This window comes from Enterobacter sp. FUJ80071 (assembly GCF_038739915.1).
Classification (GTDB): domain Bacteria; phylum Pseudomonadota; class Gammaproteobacteria; order Enterobacterales; family Enterobacteriaceae; genus Enterobacter; species Enterobacter kobei.
The window spans coordinates 82,417-102,919 of record NZ_JBBXKH010000003.1; the positions used below are offsets into that span (position 1 = coordinate 82,417).

At 56.8% G+C, this 20,503-nt stretch carries 21 protein-coding genes and 2 pseudogenes; 9 read left to right on the forward strand and 14 right to left on the reverse strand.

Annotation, left to right across the window (positions count from 1 at the left end; translation table 11 throughout):
• Positions 1–9: 9 nt before the first annotated feature.
• On the reverse strand, positions 10–2,997 hold the full coding sequence (locus tag AAER43_RS25370) for a Tn3 family transposase (RefSeq protein ID WP_069602320.1): 2,988 nt from the start codon (positions 2,995–2,997) through the stop codon (positions 10–12).
• A gap of 167 nt (positions 2,998–3,164) precedes the next feature.
• Here AAER43_RS25370 and AAER43_RS25375 point away from each other — a divergent pair, with 167 nt between their 5' ends.
• The 6 genes from AAER43_RS25375 (at position 3,165) to AAER43_RS25400 (ending at position 8,164) form a co-directional block, all read left to right on the forward strand.
• Complete coding sequence (locus AAER43_RS25375; RefSeq protein WP_039265225.1) at positions 3,165–3,806, forward strand: recombinase family protein; 642 nt, start codon at positions 3,165–3,167, stop codon at positions 3,804–3,806.
• Positions 3,807–4,110: 304 nt separating this feature from the next.
• A complete protein-coding gene (locus AAER43_RS25380; RefSeq protein ID WP_039265224.1) occupies positions 4,111–4,926 on the forward strand; it encodes an SDR family oxidoreductase in 816 nt (271 codons plus the stop codon).
• 28 nt (positions 4,927–4,954) lie between these two features.
• Positions 4,955–5,716 carry an SDR family NAD(P)-dependent oxidoreductase gene (locus AAER43_RS25385; protein WP_039265223.1) on the forward strand — a complete coding sequence of 254 codons (762 nt, stop codon included), beginning with the start codon at positions 4,955–4,957 and terminating at the stop codon, positions 5,714–5,716.
• A 42-nt stretch (positions 5,717–5,758) separates the two neighbouring features.
• Positions 5,759–6,958: an MFS transporter gene (locus AAER43_RS25390; RefSeq protein ID WP_039265222.1), complete on the forward strand. Its 1,200-nt coding sequence runs from the start codon at positions 5,759–5,761 to the stop codon at positions 6,956–6,958.
• Between the two features lie 10 nt (positions 6,959–6,968).
• Positions 6,969–7,904, forward strand: a complete 936-nt coding sequence (locus tag AAER43_RS25395; RefSeq protein ID WP_039265221.1) for a GlxA family transcriptional regulator — start codon at positions 6,969–6,971, stop codon at positions 7,902–7,904.
• A 116-nt stretch (positions 7,905–8,020) separates the two neighbouring features.
• Entirely contained in the window at positions 8,021–8,164 is a 144-nt protein-coding gene (locus tag AAER43_RS25400; RefSeq protein ID WP_232764368.1) for a hypothetical protein, read from the forward strand.
• A gap of 144 nt (positions 8,165–8,308) precedes the next feature.
• Here the strand turns inward: AAER43_RS25400 and AAER43_RS25405 are convergent, their stop codons facing one another.
• A complete protein-coding gene (locus tag AAER43_RS25405; RefSeq protein WP_231591592.1) occupies positions 8,309–9,286 on the reverse strand; it encodes an AraC family transcriptional regulator in 978 nt (325 codons plus the stop codon).
• A gap of 121 nt (positions 9,287–9,407) precedes the next feature.
• Here AAER43_RS25405 and AAER43_RS25410 point away from each other — a divergent pair, with 121 nt between their 5' ends.
• Positions 9,408–9,941, forward strand: a complete 534-nt coding sequence (locus tag AAER43_RS25410) for a carboxymuconolactone decarboxylase family protein (RefSeq protein ID WP_039265220.1) — start codon at positions 9,408–9,410, stop codon at positions 9,939–9,941.
• 325 nt (positions 9,942–10,266) lie between these two features.
• Here the strand turns inward: AAER43_RS25410 and AAER43_RS25415 are convergent, their stop codons facing one another.
• From AAER43_RS25415 to merT, 12 genes and pseudogenes are all read right to left on the reverse strand, one after another.
• Positions 10,267–11,484, reverse strand: a complete 1,218-nt coding sequence (locus tag AAER43_RS25415) for a TniQ family protein (protein WP_045889332.1) — start codon at positions 11,482–11,484, stop codon at positions 10,267–10,269.
• Positions 11,481–12,389 carry a TniB family NTP-binding protein gene (locus AAER43_RS25420; protein WP_028604704.1) on the reverse strand — a complete coding sequence of 303 codons (909 nt, stop codon included), beginning with the start codon at positions 12,387–12,389 and terminating at the stop codon, positions 11,481–11,483. Before AAER43_RS25420 ends, AAER43_RS25415 begins: the two co-directional genes overlap by 4 nt.
• A gap of 2 nt (positions 12,390–12,391) precedes the next feature.
• Positions 12,392–14,074, reverse strand: coding sequence for a DDE-type integrase/transposase/recombinase (locus AAER43_RS25425; protein ID WP_028604703.1), 1,683 nt, complete (start codon positions 14,072–14,074; stop codon positions 12,392–12,394).
• Positions 14,075–14,148: 74 nt separating this feature from the next.
• A pseudogene (locus tag AAER43_RS25430) lies at positions 14,149–14,217 on the reverse strand (EAL domain-containing protein); the annotation flags it as partial.
• Between the two features lie 15 nt (positions 14,218–14,232).
• Positions 14,233–14,436 (reverse strand): DUF3330 domain-containing protein, encoded by a 204-nt coding sequence (locus tag AAER43_RS25435; RefSeq protein ID WP_223998187.1) that lies wholly within the window; start codon positions 14,434–14,436, stop codon positions 14,233–14,235.
• A 111-nt stretch (positions 14,437–14,547) separates the two neighbouring features.
• Positions 14,548–15,222 (reverse strand): annotated as a pseudogene (locus AAER43_RS25440) (EAL domain-containing protein); the annotation flags it as partial.
• Positions 15,219–15,455 (reverse strand): broad-spectrum mercury transporter MerE, encoded by a 237-nt coding sequence (gene merE, locus AAER43_RS25445; RefSeq protein ID WP_021138754.1) that lies wholly within the window; start codon positions 15,453–15,455, stop codon positions 15,219–15,221. The pseudogene AAER43_RS25440 and the gene merE, both read right to left, overlap by 4 nt.
• Complete coding sequence (merD, locus tag AAER43_RS25450; protein WP_021138753.1) at positions 15,452–15,817, reverse strand: mercury resistance co-regulator MerD; 366 nt, start codon at positions 15,815–15,817, stop codon at positions 15,452–15,454. Before merD ends, merE begins: the two co-directional genes overlap by 4 nt.
• A gap of 17 nt (positions 15,818–15,834) precedes the next feature.
• Positions 15,835–17,520 carry a mercury(II) reductase gene (merA, locus tag AAER43_RS25455; protein ID WP_024552206.1) on the reverse strand — a complete coding sequence of 562 codons (1,686 nt, stop codon included), beginning with the start codon at positions 17,518–17,520 and terminating at the stop codon, positions 15,835–15,837.
• Between the two features lie 39 nt (positions 17,521–17,559).
• Positions 17,560–17,982 carry an organomercurial transporter MerC gene (gene merC / locus AAER43_RS25460; RefSeq protein WP_024552205.1) on the reverse strand — a complete coding sequence of 141 codons (423 nt, stop codon included), beginning with the start codon at positions 17,980–17,982 and terminating at the stop codon, positions 17,560–17,562.
• A 27-nt stretch (positions 17,983–18,009) separates the two neighbouring features.
• Complete coding sequence (gene merP, locus AAER43_RS25465) at positions 18,010–18,285, reverse strand: mercury resistance system periplasmic binding protein MerP (RefSeq protein ID WP_024552204.1); 276 nt, start codon at positions 18,283–18,285, stop codon at positions 18,010–18,012.
• A gap of 12 nt (positions 18,286–18,297) precedes the next feature.
• Positions 18,298–18,648 (reverse strand): mercuric ion transporter MerT, encoded by a 351-nt coding sequence (gene merT, locus AAER43_RS25470; RefSeq protein WP_024552203.1) that lies wholly within the window; start codon positions 18,646–18,648, stop codon positions 18,298–18,300.
• 71 nt (positions 18,649–18,719) lie between these two features.
• Between merT and merR the strand changes: the two genes are divergently transcribed.
• Together merR and AAER43_RS25480 are read left to right on the forward strand one after the other, a co-directional pair.
• Entirely contained in the window at positions 18,720–19,154 is a 435-nt protein-coding gene (merR, locus tag AAER43_RS25475) for an Hg(II)-responsive transcriptional regulator (protein WP_024552202.1), read from the forward strand.
• Between the two features lie 78 nt (positions 19,155–19,232).
• Complete coding sequence (locus tag AAER43_RS25480) at positions 19,233–20,237, forward strand: IS110-like element IS4321 family transposase (RefSeq protein WP_000427620.1); 1,005 nt, start codon at positions 19,233–19,235, stop codon at positions 20,235–20,237.
• The last annotated feature ends 266 nt before the right edge of the window (positions 20,238–20,503 follow it).

The window sequence follows — 20,503 nt, forward strand, 5'->3', positions numbered from 1 at the left end:
TATAGAAAATTATTGTACGTTAAGGTTGTTTTTTGACCTTTCTACTTTAGCGGGCCTCAGCCGACGAAACCTACCGGAAGCCGGTATCCGGTTGCTTTTCCAGATGTAATCGCCTGTCAGATTGATATGCTCCCAGCCTAGTGGAGACAAATGCGACAGCAGTTGTTCGTTGATCTTTAGTCCCTTACGCTTCAGGGCATCGATCGCCCTTTCCATATACATAGTATTCCACAGCGAGATCGCAGCCGTCAGCAGCGTCAGTCCACTGGCGCGATAGCTCTGATTTTCCGGCTTCCTGTCCCTGATTTCTCCCAGCCGGTGCATAAATACCGCCCGCGCCAGTGCGTTACGTGCCTCACCCTTATTCAGCCCCGCCTGTACCCGCCGACGCAGTGCAGGATCGCGGAACCAGTCGAGCATAAACAGCGTTCGCTCAATGCGGCCAATTTCTCTCAGTGCTTTGGCAAGTCCGTTTTGCTTGGGGTAGCTGGCTAGCTTTTTCAGCATCAGGGATGCTGTCACGGTTCCCTGCTTTATCGAGGTCGCCAGACGCAGCACTTCACGCCAGTGAATTTCGATCTCTTTCAGATTCAGGCTGGTAATTGATATCAGTGACTGAAGCGCCGGGTACTGGTCCGCTTTCCCTTTGATAAACAGCTTCTTGTCGTGGAGATCCCTGATTCGCGGACAGAACGCAAATCCCAGCAGATGCATCAGGGCAAAGACATGATCGGTGAAACCAGCTGTATCGGTGTAATGCTCCCTGATTTCCAGGTCGCTTTCGTGGTACAGCAGACCATCGAGAACATGGGTTGAATCCCTGACCCGACTGATTATGCAGGTGTAAAACGGGCTGTATTGATCCGAAATATGGGTATAAAACTGACGTCCGGGCTCCTGCCCGTATTTCGGGTTAACCTGCCCTGCGTAGCGGCCTGAGCTGCCTGTTCTGAAATTCTGTCCATCTGATGATGACGTTGTCCCGTCGCCCCAGAATGCTGCCAGTGGTCTTTTTCCCTGCGCATTTACCAGTTCTGCAAGAGCGGCTGAATAGGTTTCATTGCGGATGTACCATGCCTGAATATCTTCGAGTGATGATTTGGTGCTACCGGGGCAGGCTTCTGCCATTTTGGTCAGGCCAAGGTTGATACCATCCGCAAGGATGGTGGTGAGGAGCAGGCGGGTATCGGGACGGGTAATGTCATTTTTTATATGCGAAAAATGACGGGTAAACGTCGTCCAGCTGTTTACCTCGTCGAGAATTTCCGTGATTTTAGGGCGCGGTAGCATGCTGTAAACCAGTTCTGCCAGCGGTGAAACCTGCGCCGGAACGCTGTTGTCCAGCGGAGAGACTTTTACGCCCCTGTCGGAAATCTCCACATCGGGCAGTTCACCAAGGGCAGCCATGGCATTGACCTCTTCAAGTCTGGACTGAAGCAGGGTCATGCGGTTGGTAATGTACTCATGAAAATCAGCAGATACGGGCAATGGCAGCGCCGGTGTGAGTTTGTCAAAGTCCTTTTCGGGAATGAGGTAATCATCAAAATTTTTGTAGCGGCGTGAACCTTTAACCCAGATGTCCCCGGAGCGCAACGCCCCCTTAAGCTCGCTGAGAGCACAAAATTCATAGTACTGCCGGTCAATACCTGCGGGTGTAATTACCACCTTGCGCCAGCTTTCGGGGACAAACTCCAGCGGCGCTGTCGCCGGAACTTTACGTGACTGTTTCCGGTACATATCCTTGATCACAACCAGCGCATTAGCCAGAGGTTGCGCTGCCGGGGTTGCGACTAACTGTAAAGCGGACAACATGCGCGGGGCATATTTCCGTAATGTGCTGTATTTCTCAGTAATAATATGCAGTGGGTCAAAATTATTTTTTCTGGCGAGATGACGTGTTTCCTCCAGACTGGCGACAAATTCAGGCCACGGGAGTATGTTTTCTATTGCGAGCCATGGATCGCCACCGGAATCGCGGGCATCAGACAGCGCCTGGCCGACATCGATGTACTGCCTCAGTTTTGACTGGATCAGCTTTCCTGTCTGCTGAAGGCGCTCAGCCTGTGTTCTTTTGGCTTTGCTGAAAAGGCTGCTCAGCATTCGTTCATGCAACTCAATCACTTCGTCTGTCAGTATGGCTCTGGCTTCTTCCAGCACACACACCAGGATCGCATGACGCCGGGCTGCTGAAAATCGGGTCAAATCCCGGCTGCTCATCTTTCGGCCTTCACGCGCCAGTTTCAGCAACCGGTTCTGGTGAATGGTACGTTCTATGCCTTCCGGTAATGCCAGCGATTCAATGCTGCTGAGCCGATCAAGATGTTGCAGCACGTTCTTACCATTGATTTTACCCGGCGGTTGCAGAAGCCATGTCAGCCTGGAAGACTGATTATCCGATGACTCAAGTAAACGATCCAGCGCATCCCTGTGAGCCTGAGTTAACGGGGCATTCAGGGTCTGAAATACGATTTTATCGCCGCCTGCCATGGCCTCCGCACAGGTACGCTCCACGACATCAATCGCGGGGATTATCACGTTGTTCTTCCGGAGCCAGACCAGCAGCTCTTCGGCCAGAAGAATACCTTTATCGGTGCGCGTCGCCATCGGCAGCAGGTGTGTAATACAGTCCTGCTGTATTTTGCCGGTAAACGCTTTTACGCCAAGATAGCGGTACAGTTCAGTTAAATGTTCGCGTCGCGTGGTTTCCCTGCCGGAAAGGTAAGCAGGCCAGAGATCCCCGGTAAGTTTTAGCCTGCCGGCGATATGCTTCAGCAGCGCATCAGAGGGTGGGATTTTTTTATCCGGGGCAAAGCCGACATTTTTCAGATAGCAAAGAAGGACGGCAAAACCAAAACGGCTGGCAGGTTTACGGTGGGCACTGATAAGTGCAAGATCATGTTCACTGAAATACGCCATCCGGGTCAGCGTTAACTCATCTTCCGGTAATGCCAGTAATGATTCTCTTTCCGACAGAGAAAGAATCTGCCTCCTTGCCATATAGTTTCCCTCGTAAATTATTTGATGCGGTATTTTTAACAAAAATGGTTATCGCATAAGGGTACACCCTGACGCCATAACCAAAACGTGACGGCACACGATAAATGACATAACCTATATGCGATAGAATAAATGCAATAACCTAAATGCGATAACACGGTGAAAAAATGTTCATCAGAGCTTATTTAAGGGCATCGACGGAAGATCAGTTCGCCGATCGGGCAAAAGAGATGCTGGAGCAGTTTGTTCAGGAACGGGGACATAAAATAGCCAGTTACTACCGGGAAAACATCAGCGGTACAAAACTTGACCGCCCTGAGCTGGGACGCTTACTGATGGACAGCCATCGCAATGATATTTTACTGGTCGAGCAGATAGACCGCCTGACCCGTCTGAGCAACAGTGACTGGATGACGCTGAAAAAGCAGATAGAACAACACGAGCTGCGGATTGTCAGCCTGGATGTGCCCACCTCATGGCAGGCGCTGTCAGATAAAGACCCCTCGCAGGCTGACCCAATCACCCGCGCCGTGATAACCGCCATCAATAATATGCTCATCGACCTGATGGCCGCGATGTCGCATAAGGACTGGCTGAGCCGCCGCCAGCGCCAGAAGCAGGGAATTGAACGGGCACATACACTGGGGAAATACCGGGGTAAACAGGCCGATCAGGAGCGACATCAGAAAGTCCTGTACTACCGGCAGGTAAAGAAACTGAGTATCCAGGAAACGGCTGATGCTACGGGCTACAGTGCGTCACAGGTTTGCCGGATACAAGCGCTTCATAAAAATAATACATCTTCCTGAAAAGCTGAAATAACAGTGTTGATTTGCAGTCATGGCGTAATAGTTAGCGCTCTGTGACTAGCAGCCTGACGCATCATCTATGTAAGTAAAGTCCACTGTGTGCCAGGTGCGGACATTACTGTACACAGTAAGCAGGCTTATGTGTCTGAAATGAACCCGCAGCCCGATAGTCATTTTCTCTCCTTCCCACTACCCGAACCGAAATACGAAATGACCTAAATAACTACCATATTCGTCATTTACGACATCCCTTTCTCACTTATGATTCTCTCATCGAATCAATGGTGATCGAAAGGAGTCTGCAATGAGTCTCGCAACACAAACAGGTAAAGGCACTGCCGTCATCACTGGTGCATCCACCGGCATCGGTGCTGTTTACGCCAGTCGACTGGCGCGCATGGGATACGACCTGATCATTATCGCCCGTAATCATAACCGCCTGAATCAGATGGCCAGCCACATTACTGCGGACACCGCCCGCAGTGTGGAAGTGCTGGCAGCCGATCTGGGTGATGCCCAACAGCTGGCAGCAGTGGAGAAGAAACTGCGCTCCGATGCCAGCATTACCCTGTTGGTGAACAATGCCGGAGTCGGTACACATACGCCTTTGTTGTCTAGCGACGTCGATCAAATGCAGGCGATGATTAATCTTAATGTCGTCGCCCTGACCCGTCTGACTTACAGCGTGGTTCCTGGTTTTGTCGCGCGAGGTGTGGGTGCCATCACCAATATTTCATCGATTGTCAGCCTTGCGCCGGAACTGCTTAACGGCGTGTACGGCGGCACAAAGGCCTTTGTTCTGGCCTTCAGTCAGTCACTCCATCATGAACTCTCTGAAAAGGGCATTCACATTCAGGCCGTGCTGCCGGGAGCGACAGCAACACCGTTCTGGGACAACGGCGGTTTACCCCTTGAACAACTCGATAAGTCAATAGTCATGAGTGCTTACGACCTGGTGGATGCGGCGCTGGCGGGTTTTCTTAGCGGGGAACTTGTCACCATCCCCTCACTGCATAACGACGCTTACTGGCAAGCCATGGAGCGGAATCGGCAGGCCATGATCCCGCACCTCTCAAGTAATGTACCCGCCAGCCGTTATCGCACCGGACTGACTCACTAACATTGTATTTGCCAACAGGAATAACCCTATGAAACTGACAGGAAACACGATTTTTATCACTGGCGGCACGTCAGGTATTGGCCGCGCAATGGCAGAAAAATTTCATCAACTGGGTAATCAGGTGATCATTTCAGGCCGTCGTAAGGCTCTTCTGGACACGGTCACGGCGGCCAACCCGGGGATGGATTCCGTGGTACTGGATGTCACCGATGCGTCCAGCATTAAATCGGCGGCGAAAGAGGTGCTCTCCCGCTATCCGGCACTGAATGTGGTAATCAATAACGCTGGCATTATGCCCTTCGATAACGCTGCTGCCGAACTGGATGACGATATGGCCACCACCTTACTGAATACCAACCTGTTGGGAACTGTTCGGGTCAGTTCAGCTTTTGTTGAGCAATTGAAACAACAACCGGATGCAGTATTGATCAACAACAGTTCGATTCTGGCTTTTTTACCCCTGGTGACGAATGCACTCTACTCAGCCACTAAAGCCGCGATTCATTCTTACACCCTGTCGCAGCGTTTTCTACTGCGCGATGCCGGCGTGAAGGTCATTGAAATTTCACCCCCCTGGGTCGATACCGATTTGATCTACAAAAGCGGTGATTCACGTGCGATGCCATTAGCCGATTTTATCCAGCAGACCTTTGAAAAACTGGCGACAGATTCCATTGAAGCGATTGTCGACAGTGTGCTGCCAGCCCGTGCGAATCAGGGTGCTAATGAACACGAGATGGTGAACGCGTTTAATCAGTCAATGGTAGATAACCCAATACCGGTTGCCTGACCTGCTCTGGGGCAGGCAACTGCCCCTTCTCTGGAGTTTATGATGCAAAATCACCTGTCAGCATTTCAAAAGCGTGCATTATGGGCGCTTAGCCTGGCCTATTTTATTCAGGCGACTGGTTCGCTTTCCGTGGCGGGTAGTCTGGTCCCCATTTCCCAGGAATGGGGCATCAGCGACGCTCAAAGTGCCCGCCTGCTCTCCATTTTCGGTCTGACGTTTGCACTGGGCGCGCCGCTGGCGCAGGTTATGTTCGGCAAGTTCATGCGCAGAGCACAGGTGCTGGCAGGCATGCTGGTATTTGGGCTGGGAGCCCTGATTTTTGCCATCGCGCCGGACTACAAAGTACTGGTGGCTTCGCGGATTGTAATGGGTCTGGGTGCCTCCCTGATCGGGCCGGTACTGATTGCGCTCGGTGCAGAGTTAGTCGCCCCTGAGGAGCGTGGCAGTGCTATTGCCATGATCCTGCTGGGTGTATCTATGGCCAGTATGGTCGGTATTCCGCTGGCGGCATGGCTGGCCACTGTCTGGGGTGCGCGTATGCTATTCACGCTTATCGCGCTGGTGAGTGTTCTCACTGCAGGTGCCGTTTTTTTGCTGGTACCGGACGTCGTCAAAGGTGTTGATATCCGCTTACGCCAGGTCGGTGTGGTGCTAAAAGAGGGCAAATCACTGGCCGCTTTTCTGGTCGTCTTTTTTATCACCTCTGGTGTGTACGATATGTACGCCTTTATCTCACCGATGATCCGCGATCGCTGGCAAGGTGATGCATCAGCTATCTCTATCGCTCTGGCTGTTATCGGTGCGGCGGGTATTGTGGGGAATCTTTTTGTTGCCCGTGCAGCACGCCACTTCAGCGCGGAACACTTACTGGTTACCGGTCTGATGTTACTGGTGACGGATATGCTGCTCGTCATGCTACTGCCAGCTCAGCTGTCATTGCTGTATCTCCTGCTGGTCGTCTGGGCCTTTTCCACTGACCTGTTATGGCCCACTCAACAGCGGCGTATTGTGGAGATCTCGACCGCAGAAACGCGTGGAATTTCGCTGGCATTAACCAGCGCCTTTATGTTCTGCGGCATTGGGTTTGGATCGGCGGTAGCATCATGGCTTTATCCCCTGTCGGGTTTTTACGGTGTAATGATAAGCTCAGTAATGTTCCTGCTGCTGGCACTGGCCAGCCTGTGGACCTCTGAGCGGTTACGGGCCCGCTCCGCGGAATATCAATCAGTCCGCCTGTCATAAAGGAGTTCCAATGCACCGTATAGGATTAATCATTGCCGATCATTTTCAGATGCTGGCGCTGTCTACGCTGACGGTATTTGAGTTTGCCAATCTGGTGGCTGAACATCCGTTTTACCAGCCGGTGGTCTACTCCGAACACGGAGGAACCGTACGTTCTTCTTCGGGTATCGGCGTGGATTCGACGAAGTTGACTGAGGAAACTCTGGTAGATACCTGGCTGGTAGCAGGCGTGCTTTCACCTGTTGAGGATCCCGCCAGCCCCGGCGTGATTCATTTTCTGCAAACCACCGCCCGTCAGGCACGCAGGATTGCCGGAGTCTGTACCGGTGCATTTGTGCTGGCACAGGCTGGCCTGCTGGAGCAAAAACGTGCCACCACGCACTGGGCACACTCACAGAGCCTGGCATCGCGGCATCCCACGATTCAGCTTGAAGATGATCGTATTTTTATTATTGATGACACTATCTGGACGTCTGCAGGCATGACCGCGGGGCTGGATATGGCGCTTGGTATGGTGGAGAAAGATCTCGGTGCAGATATTGCCCGTACGGTCGCGCATCGCCTGGTGATGAATCAGCGTCGCTCCGGCGGTCAGAAACAGCATTCGGAAATGCTTGCTCTGGCACCGCGCTCAGATCGCCTGCAAACGGCGCTGGAATATGCCCGCCACAATCTGCGCAAAACGCTGACGGTGGAAATGCTTGCCGATGCGGTGCATGTCAGTGCTCGCCAGCTCAGCCGCCTGTTTCGTCAGGAGACAGGCAAATCTCCGGCGAAAGCAATTGAAGGGCTGCGGCTTGAGGCCGCGCGCTTGATGATTGAGCAAAGCCGCCTGTCACTGGATGCCATTGCCCGCGAGTCCGGTTTTCGCGACAGACGGCATATGCGGGAGGTGTTTATTCGCGGGTATGGCATTCCACCTCAGTCGCTTCGCGCAGGGCGTTAAGCCGTACGGCTGTTTTCACTCATCCAGTGAAGGTGTTAACCAGGTTCATGGGGTTATTTTTCTTTCCCATGAGCGTAGGCTAGCCGCCTGGTTTATCACTGAAAGGACGTTCGAATATGCACGATAATATTACACTTGTTGCCACTATTACCGCCCGGCAGGGCGCACGCGAAAAGGTACTTCTGGCACTTAAAACTGTCGAACACGATGTGCAGGGGGAAACCCGGGTGTTTACAGTATCAGTTGTACATGAACCGTGAAAATGATCACCAGTTTATGATGATTGAACGCTGACAGTCAGCCCTGATGCTGGAAAAGCATACCCAGGCAGCACCGTTCAACACACTGGTCCACGCAATTGACGGTATGGCCGAGCTGCAGGTTACTTCGCTAATCTCTGCAGTCTAATTCTCAGCCTGTTGACCGTTAATCTTATCCACCTCGGTGGGCTCGTTGCCAGTGATCGTTGTGCTGTACCCACGTTTACGGTGCAGAGCAGGCGTTATGCCCCAGGTTTTTTTGAACGCTTTAGAAAAAGACGACAGCGACAAAAAACCACACTGTTCGGCTACTCTCTCCGTTGTCAGGTTTTTCTCTTCTGAAAGCAGTCTTGCCGCCAGCACCATACGTAACTGGTTGAGCCAGACCTGGGGCGTCTGATGATAGCTGTATGAAAAGTGGCGGGCGAAAGTGGCACGGGACAGAAAACAGCGTTTCGCCATCGATTCCATCGTCCATGGCGACGCAGGATCGGCGATGACGGCCAGTATGGCGGGAGCAAGACGTGTGTCGCTCAGCAGCCGTAACACACCCGCGGGAGGCTCGTGCAACGACAGCAAAATACGCAGGATTAGCGCGAGCAACGTATCTGCCAGCCCCTTCACGATACTCGTACTGCCCGGCAAACCGCCAAGACTTTCGCGTACCAGCATACCCAGCAGTGTTTCCAGTTCAGGGACATCGTGTTGCTCATCGGCATGGAGATGGATCAGCGTTGTTTCATCGGCGAACATCCAGCGATAACCCGGCCCGAAATGAAACTCGCCACACAATACCTCGACCGCAGGCCCCAGTCCTTCCGTCCACACTTCAGTGACGATGCCATTATTGTTGACCTGAGCAGGTACGACCTGCCCCCAGTCCACCAGACTTTGCAGTAAATGTGGCGATCCGTGCGGGAAAAGAATGATATCACCCGCACGCACGTCGAACGTCTTCCCCCCAACAATCAGCCGGGTTTCGCCACGAAGAATGACGTGCCAAGGCACAATACCGGCGGCTTGTTGCGGATGGTCGGCATCCCAGCGCCCGGTAAAACGACAGTGAAGATTGACGCTACATGTTGGTGCCAGTAAGGAAAGCAAGCGGCTGAGATTGTCCACTCTGACTCCTGAGACGATAAGACAAATAATCGAGACGATACGGCCTGCATGCCCGCCGGCTGCGCTCTATTATGTGCTCATCGCCGATACGGCGAAACCCTTAAACTGAAAGGAAAAAATGATGAGCCGTTTAACTTCCGTACAACCTGAAAATGCCACTGGCACGACAGCAGAACTCTTCAGCGCCATTAAACGGGCGATGGGTAAAGTCCCGAATGCCTACCAGACCATTGGCATCGCCCCCGACATTCTAGGTCATGCATTGCAACACAACGCCACGCTGGCTAAAAGTCAGTTGAGCAAACAGGAAATTGAAGCCGTTAACCTTGTGGTCAGTGAAGTCTCAGGGTGTGATTACTGTCTGGCGGCGCATACGTTGACCGGAAAAATGGCAGGTTACAGCGTTGAGCAAATTCAGGCATTACGCCGGGGAGAGTTCCCGGAAGATCCGCACATTGATGCACTGGTCAAATTTGTAAAAACGCTGGTGACGACCCGCAACACCTTACCAGAAGAATCCGTCAGTCGTTTTCTGGCAGCAGGCTTTAGCGATCGGCAGGTGGTGGAAGTCATCAGTGCAGTCAGTGCGATTCTGTTTACGAATATGATCAACCGTGTGAATGACACCCTGGTGGACTTTCCAAAAGTAAACTAACCCCACATGTGGCAGAAAGGCATCTCTTTCTGCCACAACAATTATGCTAAATGGACCATTTAGCCTCAGTCGTCAGCGAGAATTGAATTTGAGTAACGATAAATTATCTCGTGAACCGACAACAGTTATGGTGATCTATCAAGGTCCGCTCCTCGCTCATAGCTGCCTGTCAACGTGGTCAAGCTCCCTTATCGCAGACCAGGGGTATAAAAAATCACCTTAACGTACAATAATTTTCGATATCCAAACTGACCCCTATCAGCATGTCGTACCTGTCACATATACGTTCGATTATGTGACAGTGTGCGCCGGAAAATTCTGGCCGTCAAAATTTGTCACTTAACCCGTCATTCTGTCTAAGACATGCAAAGGGTCCATCAGGCTCGTAATGTGACAGAAATTCCGGGGGGATGCCTTCCTTTGCAAAGGTGGCTCGCAACTGTTCCAGGGAAGCTGGGTCGCGCCGACCATAGGAAGCCAAGGCGAACAGCGAGCGCGCCGTCTCGGGGTTGTGCCGCGCTTCAATGATCGCCTCACTGATAGCTTGGACCGCCCGTTGCCAGTGATTGACGGGTTCGGGCTTCGGCGCTTTCGCCGGCAGACCACTGGTGAACCCGGTTTGGGGCTCGGACCAGAACAGCTTTGCATGCTCGCCTGGCGGGCTTATATCCCTCACCTCAATCAAGCTGATTGCCGCTGCCGCTGCCTCCAGCATCTGCAACCGTACTGCCGGGTTCAGGGTTTCATACGGTCGCCACAGACTTTGCCCAGCACGCAGCGGATGCCCGCAGCCTTGCCAGACTTGGCGGAGATACCCCGCGTAGGTTCCGCACGCCGAAAGCGGGGTGTTCAGCTCATCGAGCAGCGTGCGTAGCAGCCGAAACCACAATCCAGCGTGGATGCGTCGGCGCGGCAGCTCCACATGGCCGGTCGTCAGTGCCTGCCAGGTACGCCGGTCCATCACTGCAATCGGGTCGCTGGCGGTGCGCGGCGCAGTGTCGGCGTTCTCCCAGCCGAGAAACCGCCCAGGCACGCCCCAATAGGATTCCAGCCAGCAGCCATGCAGCGGGCAGCTCAGCATCAAGGGCAGCTTCCATGCAAGCAGTACGGCTTGGTTTGCCGGGTCGTTCAGACAGAGCGGACAGGCGCGATGTATCGGCTGGCTGGGCAGCCAGGCACGCCAGCTCGTGATGGATCGCGTCCTACGGCGGAGTTTCGGCAGCAGCACCGAGAGCTGGAACGCATAGGTTTCCAATGCATCTGGAATCTGATCATCAAGACTGTCCAGTAGCCAAGGCACCCAGCCGGCGAAACTCATGCAACGCAGCCGATCCGGCTCGATGCCGCTCCGCAGGGAGAGCATCTCCAGCAGCGCCAGTGGTGGCGCGGTGTCCAGGTCATCAACCTGACCGTGACCAAGATCTTGCTCCAGCAGCTCGGACACCTCCATGTGATAGCAAAGGGCCACGCGGTTGAGCCACGAAGACAAGGCTTCGCCTTCCCTGGGAGCCGGATGCAGTGGCCAGCGTGGCGCTGGCTTCACATCAGTTCCCGCTCGAATTGCCGCCGCCGCTCGCTGGGACCGGTGTAATCGGCCATGCTGAGCGTGCGATGGTTGATCGCTTCCTCGCAGCTCTCCACGGCGACGATGGCCGCTGCCATCAGCAAGTGCGCCAGTTCGCCTATGGTGCCCTCGCTGCGTGTGAGCAGGTAGCGGGCCATGTCCAGCGTGGCAATCGACGAGGGTCGCCGCAGAGGAAGCGAAGCGGCGAAGCTGGCCAGCAGTGAGCAGCAATCGTCGTTGGCCTCCCACAGCGGCAGCATCATCGGCTCGAAGCGGTTTTCCAACTGGTCATCCGAGCGGATGGCCAGATAGGCGTCGCGCGTGCCAACCCCGACCAGTGGGATGCGCAGTTCGTTGCCGAGGAAGCGCAGCAGATTGAGGAATTCCCGGCGGTTGACGCTGTTACCAGCCAGGACGTTGTGCAACTCGTCGATCACCAAAATGCGCACGCCGACCTTGCGCAGCAGTGCCAGCGCCAGTTGCTCCATTTCCGGCAGTCGTGGGCGCGGTCGCAATGGCGCACCCATCGCCGCGAGCAGCGCGACGTAGAAGCGGATCACAGACGGCTCGGACGGCATCTGCACGACCAGCACCGGGATGTGCTCCTGGTCGGCATCGGCGCTGGCCAGATGCGTGCGCCGGAACTTCTCGACGATCATCGACTTGCCGTTGTTGGTCGGGCCGACCAGCAGCAGGTTGGGCATGCGTTGCTTGTTTGGCCACGCATACAGGGTTTCCAGCCGGTTCAGCGCCTCGACCGCGCGGGGGTAGCCGATCCAGCGGTCGGCGCGAAGGCGTTGGATGCGCTCGTCCGCCGGCAGCCGGGCCAATCCCTGCGCCGCCGGCAGCAGGTGGGACAGCTCGATGATGGGATATTCTTCCACGGCTACCACTCCTCAATCTGGTCGAACGGTTTGGCGGGCGGCTGGTTGTCCGCCTGCTGGTCATCCATGTCAGCGTCCGGTGGTGGCGTGGCTTTGACAGGCGGTGCCGTTGCCTTGAGATGCTGGCGTCGATCTGCGTCGCGCCGCGCCTTGCGCGTGGTCTTCTGCGCGGTGGTCACGATTTTGCGCATCTGGTCGATCATGCGGAACAACGCCGACTCATCCACCTGTTCGCGCCCTTGCTGCCGCAATTTCATCAGCGCCTGCCGTTGTTCCCAGAGGGTGACAGCCGGGTGCGACAAGGTACGGTAGGGAATTTCCAGGTAGTGCTGCCCCTCTGGTTCCAGCACCCATATGCGGCTGATGTCGCGTGGGTCTCGCCGGATCAGGAACGCAGGCGAGCGGTCGCGCCGAGCTATCCACGGCTTGAGCGCATCGGCGTAGTAGTGGATGTGGTCGATGACGAAGCCGGTGCGGGTCAGCGTGCGGCGGATGATGGGCAGAAAATCGACCAGAAAAGCCGTGGCGCGAGTGATGACGGTTGGCACGCCGGTCCGCGCGATAGCTTCGGCCCAGCGCGCGGCCGGCGGTTGGAGCAGGCCGTTGTGCACAGAGCCGTGATAGGTGCCGACCGCCAAGGCGAGCCAGCGCTCCAGCTCGCGCAGTGTCAGGGTGGCCATCTTCTCGGAGGCGTATTCCCCGCGCTGGTCAGGGTTGGAGAAGGTCGTTCCCGGCAGTTCGTCGTGGATCATCTGCATCGCCGTGCCGATGATCCGTTCTACGATGCCGCCGTAGTGCGGCTGCCCGAGCGGGCGATAGTCTAGCCGGATGCCATGCTGCTCGCAGCCACGGCGTAGCGCTTCACTCTTGAACTCGGCTGCATTGTCCAGATAAAGCTGCCTGGGCTTGCCGCTCATCGGCCAGTCCATTTCCACATTCAGCCCTTCCAGCCAGGGACGCTTGTCACAGGCGACATGCGCTAGGCACAGGCCGACTGAGACGGCTGACGGGGCTTCCAGCGTGACGACCATGCCGAGCACGCAGCGGGTGAACACGTCGATGGCGATGGTCAGGTACGGGCGGCCAATCGGTTGCCGGTCGCGCTCATCAACCACGATCAGGTCTATCACCGTGTGGTCAATTTGCACCTGCTCCAGCGGTACTGTCAGGGCAGGCGGTACACCGCCGGCACCTTGCAGGTCACGGGCGGCATCTTGCCCTTCCCGGCGGCGCGTGGTTTTGAGCGGATCGAGGCCGACGATCCTCAGTGCCACGGTGTTGCGCGTCGGCACCCGCAGGTTCTGCGCCTTGCACGCCCGCGCCACCTCGCGGTGAAACGCTGCCAAGCTGCGCTTCTGCTTGGTCAGGAACCGCTTTTGCAGCAGCTCGCGGATGATGCACTCGACCGATTCCGGCAAGCGCCCCTTGCCTTTGCCGCCGCCGGAATGGCCGGGCACCAGGTCAGTCACGAGGCCGCTGCCTTGCCGGGCACGCCGGATCAGGACGTACACCTGTCGCCGAGACAAGCCCAACGCCTGAGCCGCCATATCGGCCGCTTCGTGCCCGACCGTCTCCGACTGCGCCAACGGGCCAATGATCTCCGCACGACGGCGCGCACGCTCCCATACCTCATCAGGCAGAGTGGCCACGCCTTGCTCGGGAATCCGTGGGGTGTCGGTCGCCATACTCACCTCGCTTTGGTGCACACGAGTATTGAGCATAGTCGAGACTGGTGCAGATGACTTCTGATATTGGGCTTTCAGGAGCGGGCTGCACAATAGCCGTTACGCCCAATCAACTGGTGCAGTCGTCTTCTGAAAATAACATCAGGTTAGGGTATGCCTCAATCTGACGGCGGCGAACCGCAAGCGTTCAGTTCGGCGCTCGTTTCGGTCGCGTTGCTTGCCCGCGCCTGGAAGCGTTGATAACACTCCAGCCCGCAGAAGCGCTCGACGTACTCCGCACCTTCCGGTGTGAAGGCGGCGTCGAGCGGGATTTCCTTGCAGCACACGCAGCAACTGGTGGCAGTCGGATCATTTGCATTCATGGTGGCACCCCTCCATTGACTGACAAAGGCGGCGAATGCCGCCGCCGGCACTGGCTTGGCGAACAGGAAGCCTTGCCCCGTATCGCACTCCGCTTGCCGCAACAGCGCGAGACTGGTCGGCGTTTCCACGCCCTCGGCCACCACGTCCATTCCCAGCCCGTGCGCAAGCTGAATCACGGTGTGCACGATGGTCCGGTCGCGGTGGTCGTCGGCGAGTCCGGCGACGAAGGACTGGTCGATCTTGAGCTTAGTAATCGGGCAGCACTTCAGGTGTTGCAGACAGGAATACCCCGTCCCGAAGTCATCGGCAGCGAAGCGCACACCGATCTGTCGCAAGGCTTCCAGGGCTGGGAAGATCGCCGGATTGCCGAACGCGACCGATTCGGTCAGCTCAATTTCCAGATACTCGGCAGGCAACTCGGCGTCAGCCAGCACGCCCTTTACCCACCCGTCGAAATCCGGTCCTACCTGGCTCGCCGAAACATTGACGGCGAGCCGGAACGGTTGCCATGCCAGCATCCGCCATTCGCGCATCTGGCGGCAGGCGGTGCCCAGCACCCAAGCGCCGATTTCAGGCATCAAGCCGGACGATTCGACCACGGGCAGGAACTGGCCCGGCGGCAAAAGTCCGAGCTGCGGATGACGCCAGCGCAACAGGGCTTCCGCACCGACAATCTGGTCACTGCGCAAATCGACAATCGGCTGGTAGTGCAGCTCAAACTGCCCGCGCACAACCGCCTGCGCCAATTCGGTCGCCGTCCATCTGGCGGGCAGTGATGTGCTCACGATCTTTCCTTGAAGACCCGCAACAGCCGCGTCACGGACAGGACAAACAAGCCGGTCAGCGTGATGGCTGCAATACCCCAATGCTCCCCGATGAACGCGCCGGCCGTCGTCCCCGCGAGCACCACAGCGAGAATCGGCAAATGGCAGGGACAGGTGAGCACGGCCAACGCGCCCCACAGGTAGCCGGTGAACGGCTTGTGTGTCTCGGTCGGCAAGCGCTCGGGGCTGTTCATGGCAGACTCTCCGCATGCTGTACCAGCTCGGTCGGCATGGTGGCCAACTGCACCTCCAGATCGGCCAATGCTTCGCGCCGACGTTCGACGAACTGGCGCAGCACGGCAAGCTGCGCGGCCGCTTCGTCGCCGTCCGCGGTATCCAACGCCCGGCACAGCCGCGCCAGCGCGTCGAGACCGATACCCGCTTCGAAAGCAGCCCGCACGAAGCACAGCCGTTGCAAGGCCGCATCGTCGAACAGGCCGTAGCCGCCAGGGGTGCACGCCACCGGCCGCAGCAGTCCGCGCAGCAGGTAGTCGCGCACGATGTGCACGCTCACCCCGGCATTAAGGGCCAGCCGGGACACCGTGTAGGCGTTCATCGAACACCTCCTTTTTCTCACCCGGCGCAGCAGGAAAGCTGCTTCACATCCTTGTTAAAGGTCTGCGCCGCGAGCTTCAGTCCCTCGACCATCGTCAGATAGGGGAACAACTGGTCGGCCAGTTCCTGCACGGTCATCCGGTTACGGATGGCGAGTACCGCCGTCTGGATCAGTTCGCCGGCTTCCGGCGCGACCGCCTGTACGCCGATGAGCCGTCCACTACCTTCCTCGATGACCAGCTTGATGAAGCCGCGTGTGTCGAAGTTGGCGAGCGCACGCGGCACGTTGTCCAAGGTCAAGGTGCGACTGTCGGTCTCGATCCCGTCGTGCTGGGCCTCTGCCTCGCTGTAGCCCACGGTGGCGACTTGCGGATCGGTGAACACCACGGCAGGCATGGCGGCAAGGTTAAGCGCCGCGTCACCGCCCGTCATGTTGATCGCCGCACGGGTGCCGGCCGCTGCCGCCACATAGACGAACTGAGGCTGGTCGGTGCAGTCGCCGGCCGCGTAGATGTCCGGCGTGCTGGTCCGCATGCCGACGTCGATGACGATAGCGCCTTGCAGGTTGAGCGCGACACCTGCCGCGTCCAGCGCCAGGCTGCGCGTGTTGGGCGAGCGACCGGTGGCGACCAGCAGTTTGTCGGCGCGCAGCTCGCCGTGCGCCGTGGTGAGCACGAATTCGCCGCCCTCGTGCGCGACCTGGCTGGCCTGGGTGTGCTCCAGCACCTCGATCCCTTCGGCGCGGAACGCCGCCGTGATTGCCTCACCGATGGCCGGGTCTTCGCGGAAGAACAGGGTGCTGCGTGCAAGAATCGTTACTTTGCTGCCCAGTCGGGCGAACGCCTGCGCCAGTTCCAGCGCTACCACCGACGAACCAATCACGGCCAGCCGCTCAGGAATGGTGTCGCTGACCAGTGCTTCGGTGGAAGTCCAGTACGGCGTGTCCTTCAGGCCGGGAATCGGCGGCACGGCCGGACTCGCGCCGGTGGCAATCAGGCAACGGTCGAACGCCAGCACACGTTCGCCACCACCGTTGAGTTGCACGGTCAGGCTGTGCGCGTCCTTGAAACGGGCTTCGCCGTGCAGCACGGAGATGGCGGGATTGTCATCCAGGATGCCTTCGTATTTGGCGTGGCGCAGTTCGTCGACGCGCGCCTGCTGCTGGGCCAGCAACCGCTCGCGCAAGATCGTCGGCGGTGTGGGCGGCATGCCGCCATCGAACGGGCTTTCTCGGCGCAAGTGGGCGATGTGCGCGGCGCGGATCATGATCTTGGACGGCACGCAGCCGACATTGACGCAGGTGCCGCCGATGGTGCCGCGCTCGATCAAGGTGACGTGCGCGCCTTGCTCGACGGCTTTCAGCGCCGCCGCCATCGCCGCGCCACCGCTGCCGATAACGGCAATATGCAATCCGCCACCGTCACCACCAGCCTTGTCGCCGCTACCTAGCCATTCGCGCATCTTTCCGAGCAAGCCACCGCCCACCGGAGGCACGGGCGCGTCGGCGAGCGTGGCCCGATAACCGAGTCCGGCCACGGCGGCAGTCAACGCGTCCGGCGATATGCCGGCCTCGACGGCGAGTTTGGCGCTGCCCTTCGTATAGGAGACATCCGCCGACTGCACGCCGGGAACTTTCTCCAGGGCTTCCTTGACGTGCGTCGCACACGAGTCACAGGTCATGCCGGTGATTTTGAGGGTGGTCATTCATCGTTCCTTTTCTGTGTTGGCCGCTGGCTCACGCAGTCAGTCGTGTTTCGCGGGGAGTTCGCAGCCATCCGGGCCGCAGCGGCGATTTACCGGCGAAACCAAGTCCCAGATCGACACGCCGATCATCAGGGCTAGGCCGGTGTATACGAGGCGTGCTGTCCACCAGTTGCCAAGCAGCCAGACGGTTCCGGCGAACACGATGGCTGGCCCGATCATGCCGAGCAGGCTGCGGTGCCATTGCCGATGACTCAGCCAGCCCAGTGCATTCGCCAGCAAAGCCACGACGGCGAACAGCGGTAACAGCGTGGAGATAAACAACCCTTCGTATTCCTGTAGAAAGCTCAGCCCGATGGCCGCGCCCAAGCTGGCGAGGGCCGGGAAGCAGGCGGCGCAGCCCATCGCTGAAACAACGCTGCCGAGCGCGCCAGCCTTGTCGGCAATGCGTGTGATCATCCCCATGATCGCCCTAGGCTCTGGTTCAGTGGCTCACTGCTTGACGCTGGAGGGATAGCCCGCGTCTCCGGTTGCCTTGGTCAGCTTCTGCACGCTGGTCTTGGCATCATCGAAGGTGACCACCGCTTCGCGTGTCTCGAAGGTCACGTCAACTTTGCTGACGCCTTCGACCTTGGAAATCGCCTTCTTGACGGTAATCGGACAGGCAGAGCAGGTCATGCCCGGTACGGACAGTGTGACGGTCTGGGTAGCGGCCCACACGGGGGCAACAACGGCGGCGAGGGCGAGGGAGGCAAACAGTTTCTTCATGGTGAACTCCGATCAGTAGAAAAATGGCATGACATAGGGAAATCCGAGCGCGACCAGAACCAGCACGGCCACGACCCAGAAAATGAGCTTGTAAGTCGCTCGCACTTGGGGAATCGCGCAGACCTCACCCGGTCTACAGGCTTGCGCAGGGCGGTAGATGCGCCGCCAGGCGAAGAACAAGGCTACCAACGCTGCGCCGATGAAAATCGGGCGATAGGGCTCCAGCACGGTCAGGTTGCCGATCCATGCCCCGCTGAATCCCAAGGCGACCAAGACCAGCGGCCCGAGGCAGCAGGTCGAGGCGAGGATGGCGGCCAGTCCGCCAGCGAAGAGCGCGCCGCGCCCGTTTTGTGGTTCAGACATGCGCTTGTCCTTTCGAATTTGAATTGGATAGCGTAACCTTACTTCCGTACTCATGTACGGAGTCAAGTGATATGGAAAACAATTTGGAGAGCCTGACCATTGGCGCTTTTGCCAAGGCGGCCGGGGTCAACGTGGAGACGATCCGGTTCTATCAGCGCAAGGGCCTGCTGCCGGAACCGGACAAGCCTTACGGCAGCATTCGCCGCTATGGCGCGGCGGATGTGACGCGGGTGCGATTCGTGAAATCGGCCCAGCGGCTGGGCTTCAGCCTGGATGAAATCGCCGAGCTGTTGCGGCTCGATGATGGCACCCACTGCGAGGAAGCCAGCAGCCTGGCCGAGCACAAGCTTCAGGACGTGCGCGAAAAGATGGCCGACCTGGCGCGCATGGAAACCGTGCTGTCTGAACTGGTGTGCGCCTGCCATGCGCGGAAGGGGAATGTTTCCTGCCCGCTGATCGCGTCGCTACAGGGCGGAACAAGCCTGGCAGGGTCGGCTATGCCTTAGCGTGCTTTATTTAATGAGATGGTCACTCCCTCCTTCCCGGTACTATGCTGAGGACAGGCTTTCATTCGGAGAACTATCATGGAAAACATTGCGCTCATTGGTATCGATCTGGGTAAAAACTCTTTCCATATTCATTGCCAGGATCGTCGCGGCAAGGCTGTTTACCGTAAAAAATTTACACGGCCAAAGTTAATCGAATTTTTGGCGACATGCCCCGCTACAACCATCGCAATGGAAGCCTGTGGTGGCTCTCACTTTATGGCACGCAAGTTGGAAGAGTTGGGGCATTTTCCTAAGCTGATATCACCACAATTTGTCCGTCCATTCGTTAAAAGTAACAAAAACGACTTTGTCGACGCCGAAGCTATTTGTGAAGCTGCATCGCGTCCGTCTATGCGTTTTGTACAGCCCAGAACTGAATCTCAGCAGGCAATGCGTGCGCTGCATCGTGTCCGTGAATCCCTGGTTCAGGATAAGGTAAAAACAACCAATCAGATGCATGCTTTTCTGCTGGAATTTGGCATCAGCGTTCCACGAGGAGCTGCCGTTATTAGCCGACTGAGTACCCTTCTTGAGGACAATAGTTTGCCTCTATACCTCAGCCAGTTATTGCTGAAATTACAACAGCATTATCACTATCTTGTTGAGCAGATTAAAGATTTGGAATCCCAGTTGAAACGAAAGTTGGACGAAGATGAGATTGGACAGCGCTTGCTGAGCATTCCCTGCGTCGGAACACTGACAGCGAGTACTATTTCAACTGAGATTGGCGACGGGAAGCAGTACGCCAGCAGTCGTGACTTTGCGGCGGCAACAGGGCTAGTGCCTCGACAGTACAGCACGGGAGGTCGGACGACATTGCTGGGAATTAGTAAGCGAGGTAACAAAAAGATCCGAACTTTGTTGGTTCAATGTGCCAGGGTATTCATACAAAAACTGGAACACCAGTCTGGCAAATTGGCCGATTGGGTCAGGGATCTACTGTGTAGGAAAAGCAACTTTGTCGTCACTTGTGCTCTGGCAAACAAGCTGGCCAGAATAGCCTGGGCCCTAACGGCACGACAGCAAACTTATGTAGCATAACGGCAGAAATACACCGGTTTAAAGAATCACTGATCTGGTTTTGCGAATACTGATATTGATGATACTAACGGCCCACCGGCCTGTTGAGGAACCTGTAAAACGGAAAGGCTCATTGAAGCCGTATATTTTCTGGAGGTTCATCAGGCGCGGAACTCATCGAGGCGCGGGAATAAAATCCCATTCAGACGCCGGATAGATTCAAGCAAGCCAATTTATCGTCAAAATCGGTGTTGCAAAAACGGGAGTGACCATAGATCCGTTTTCTG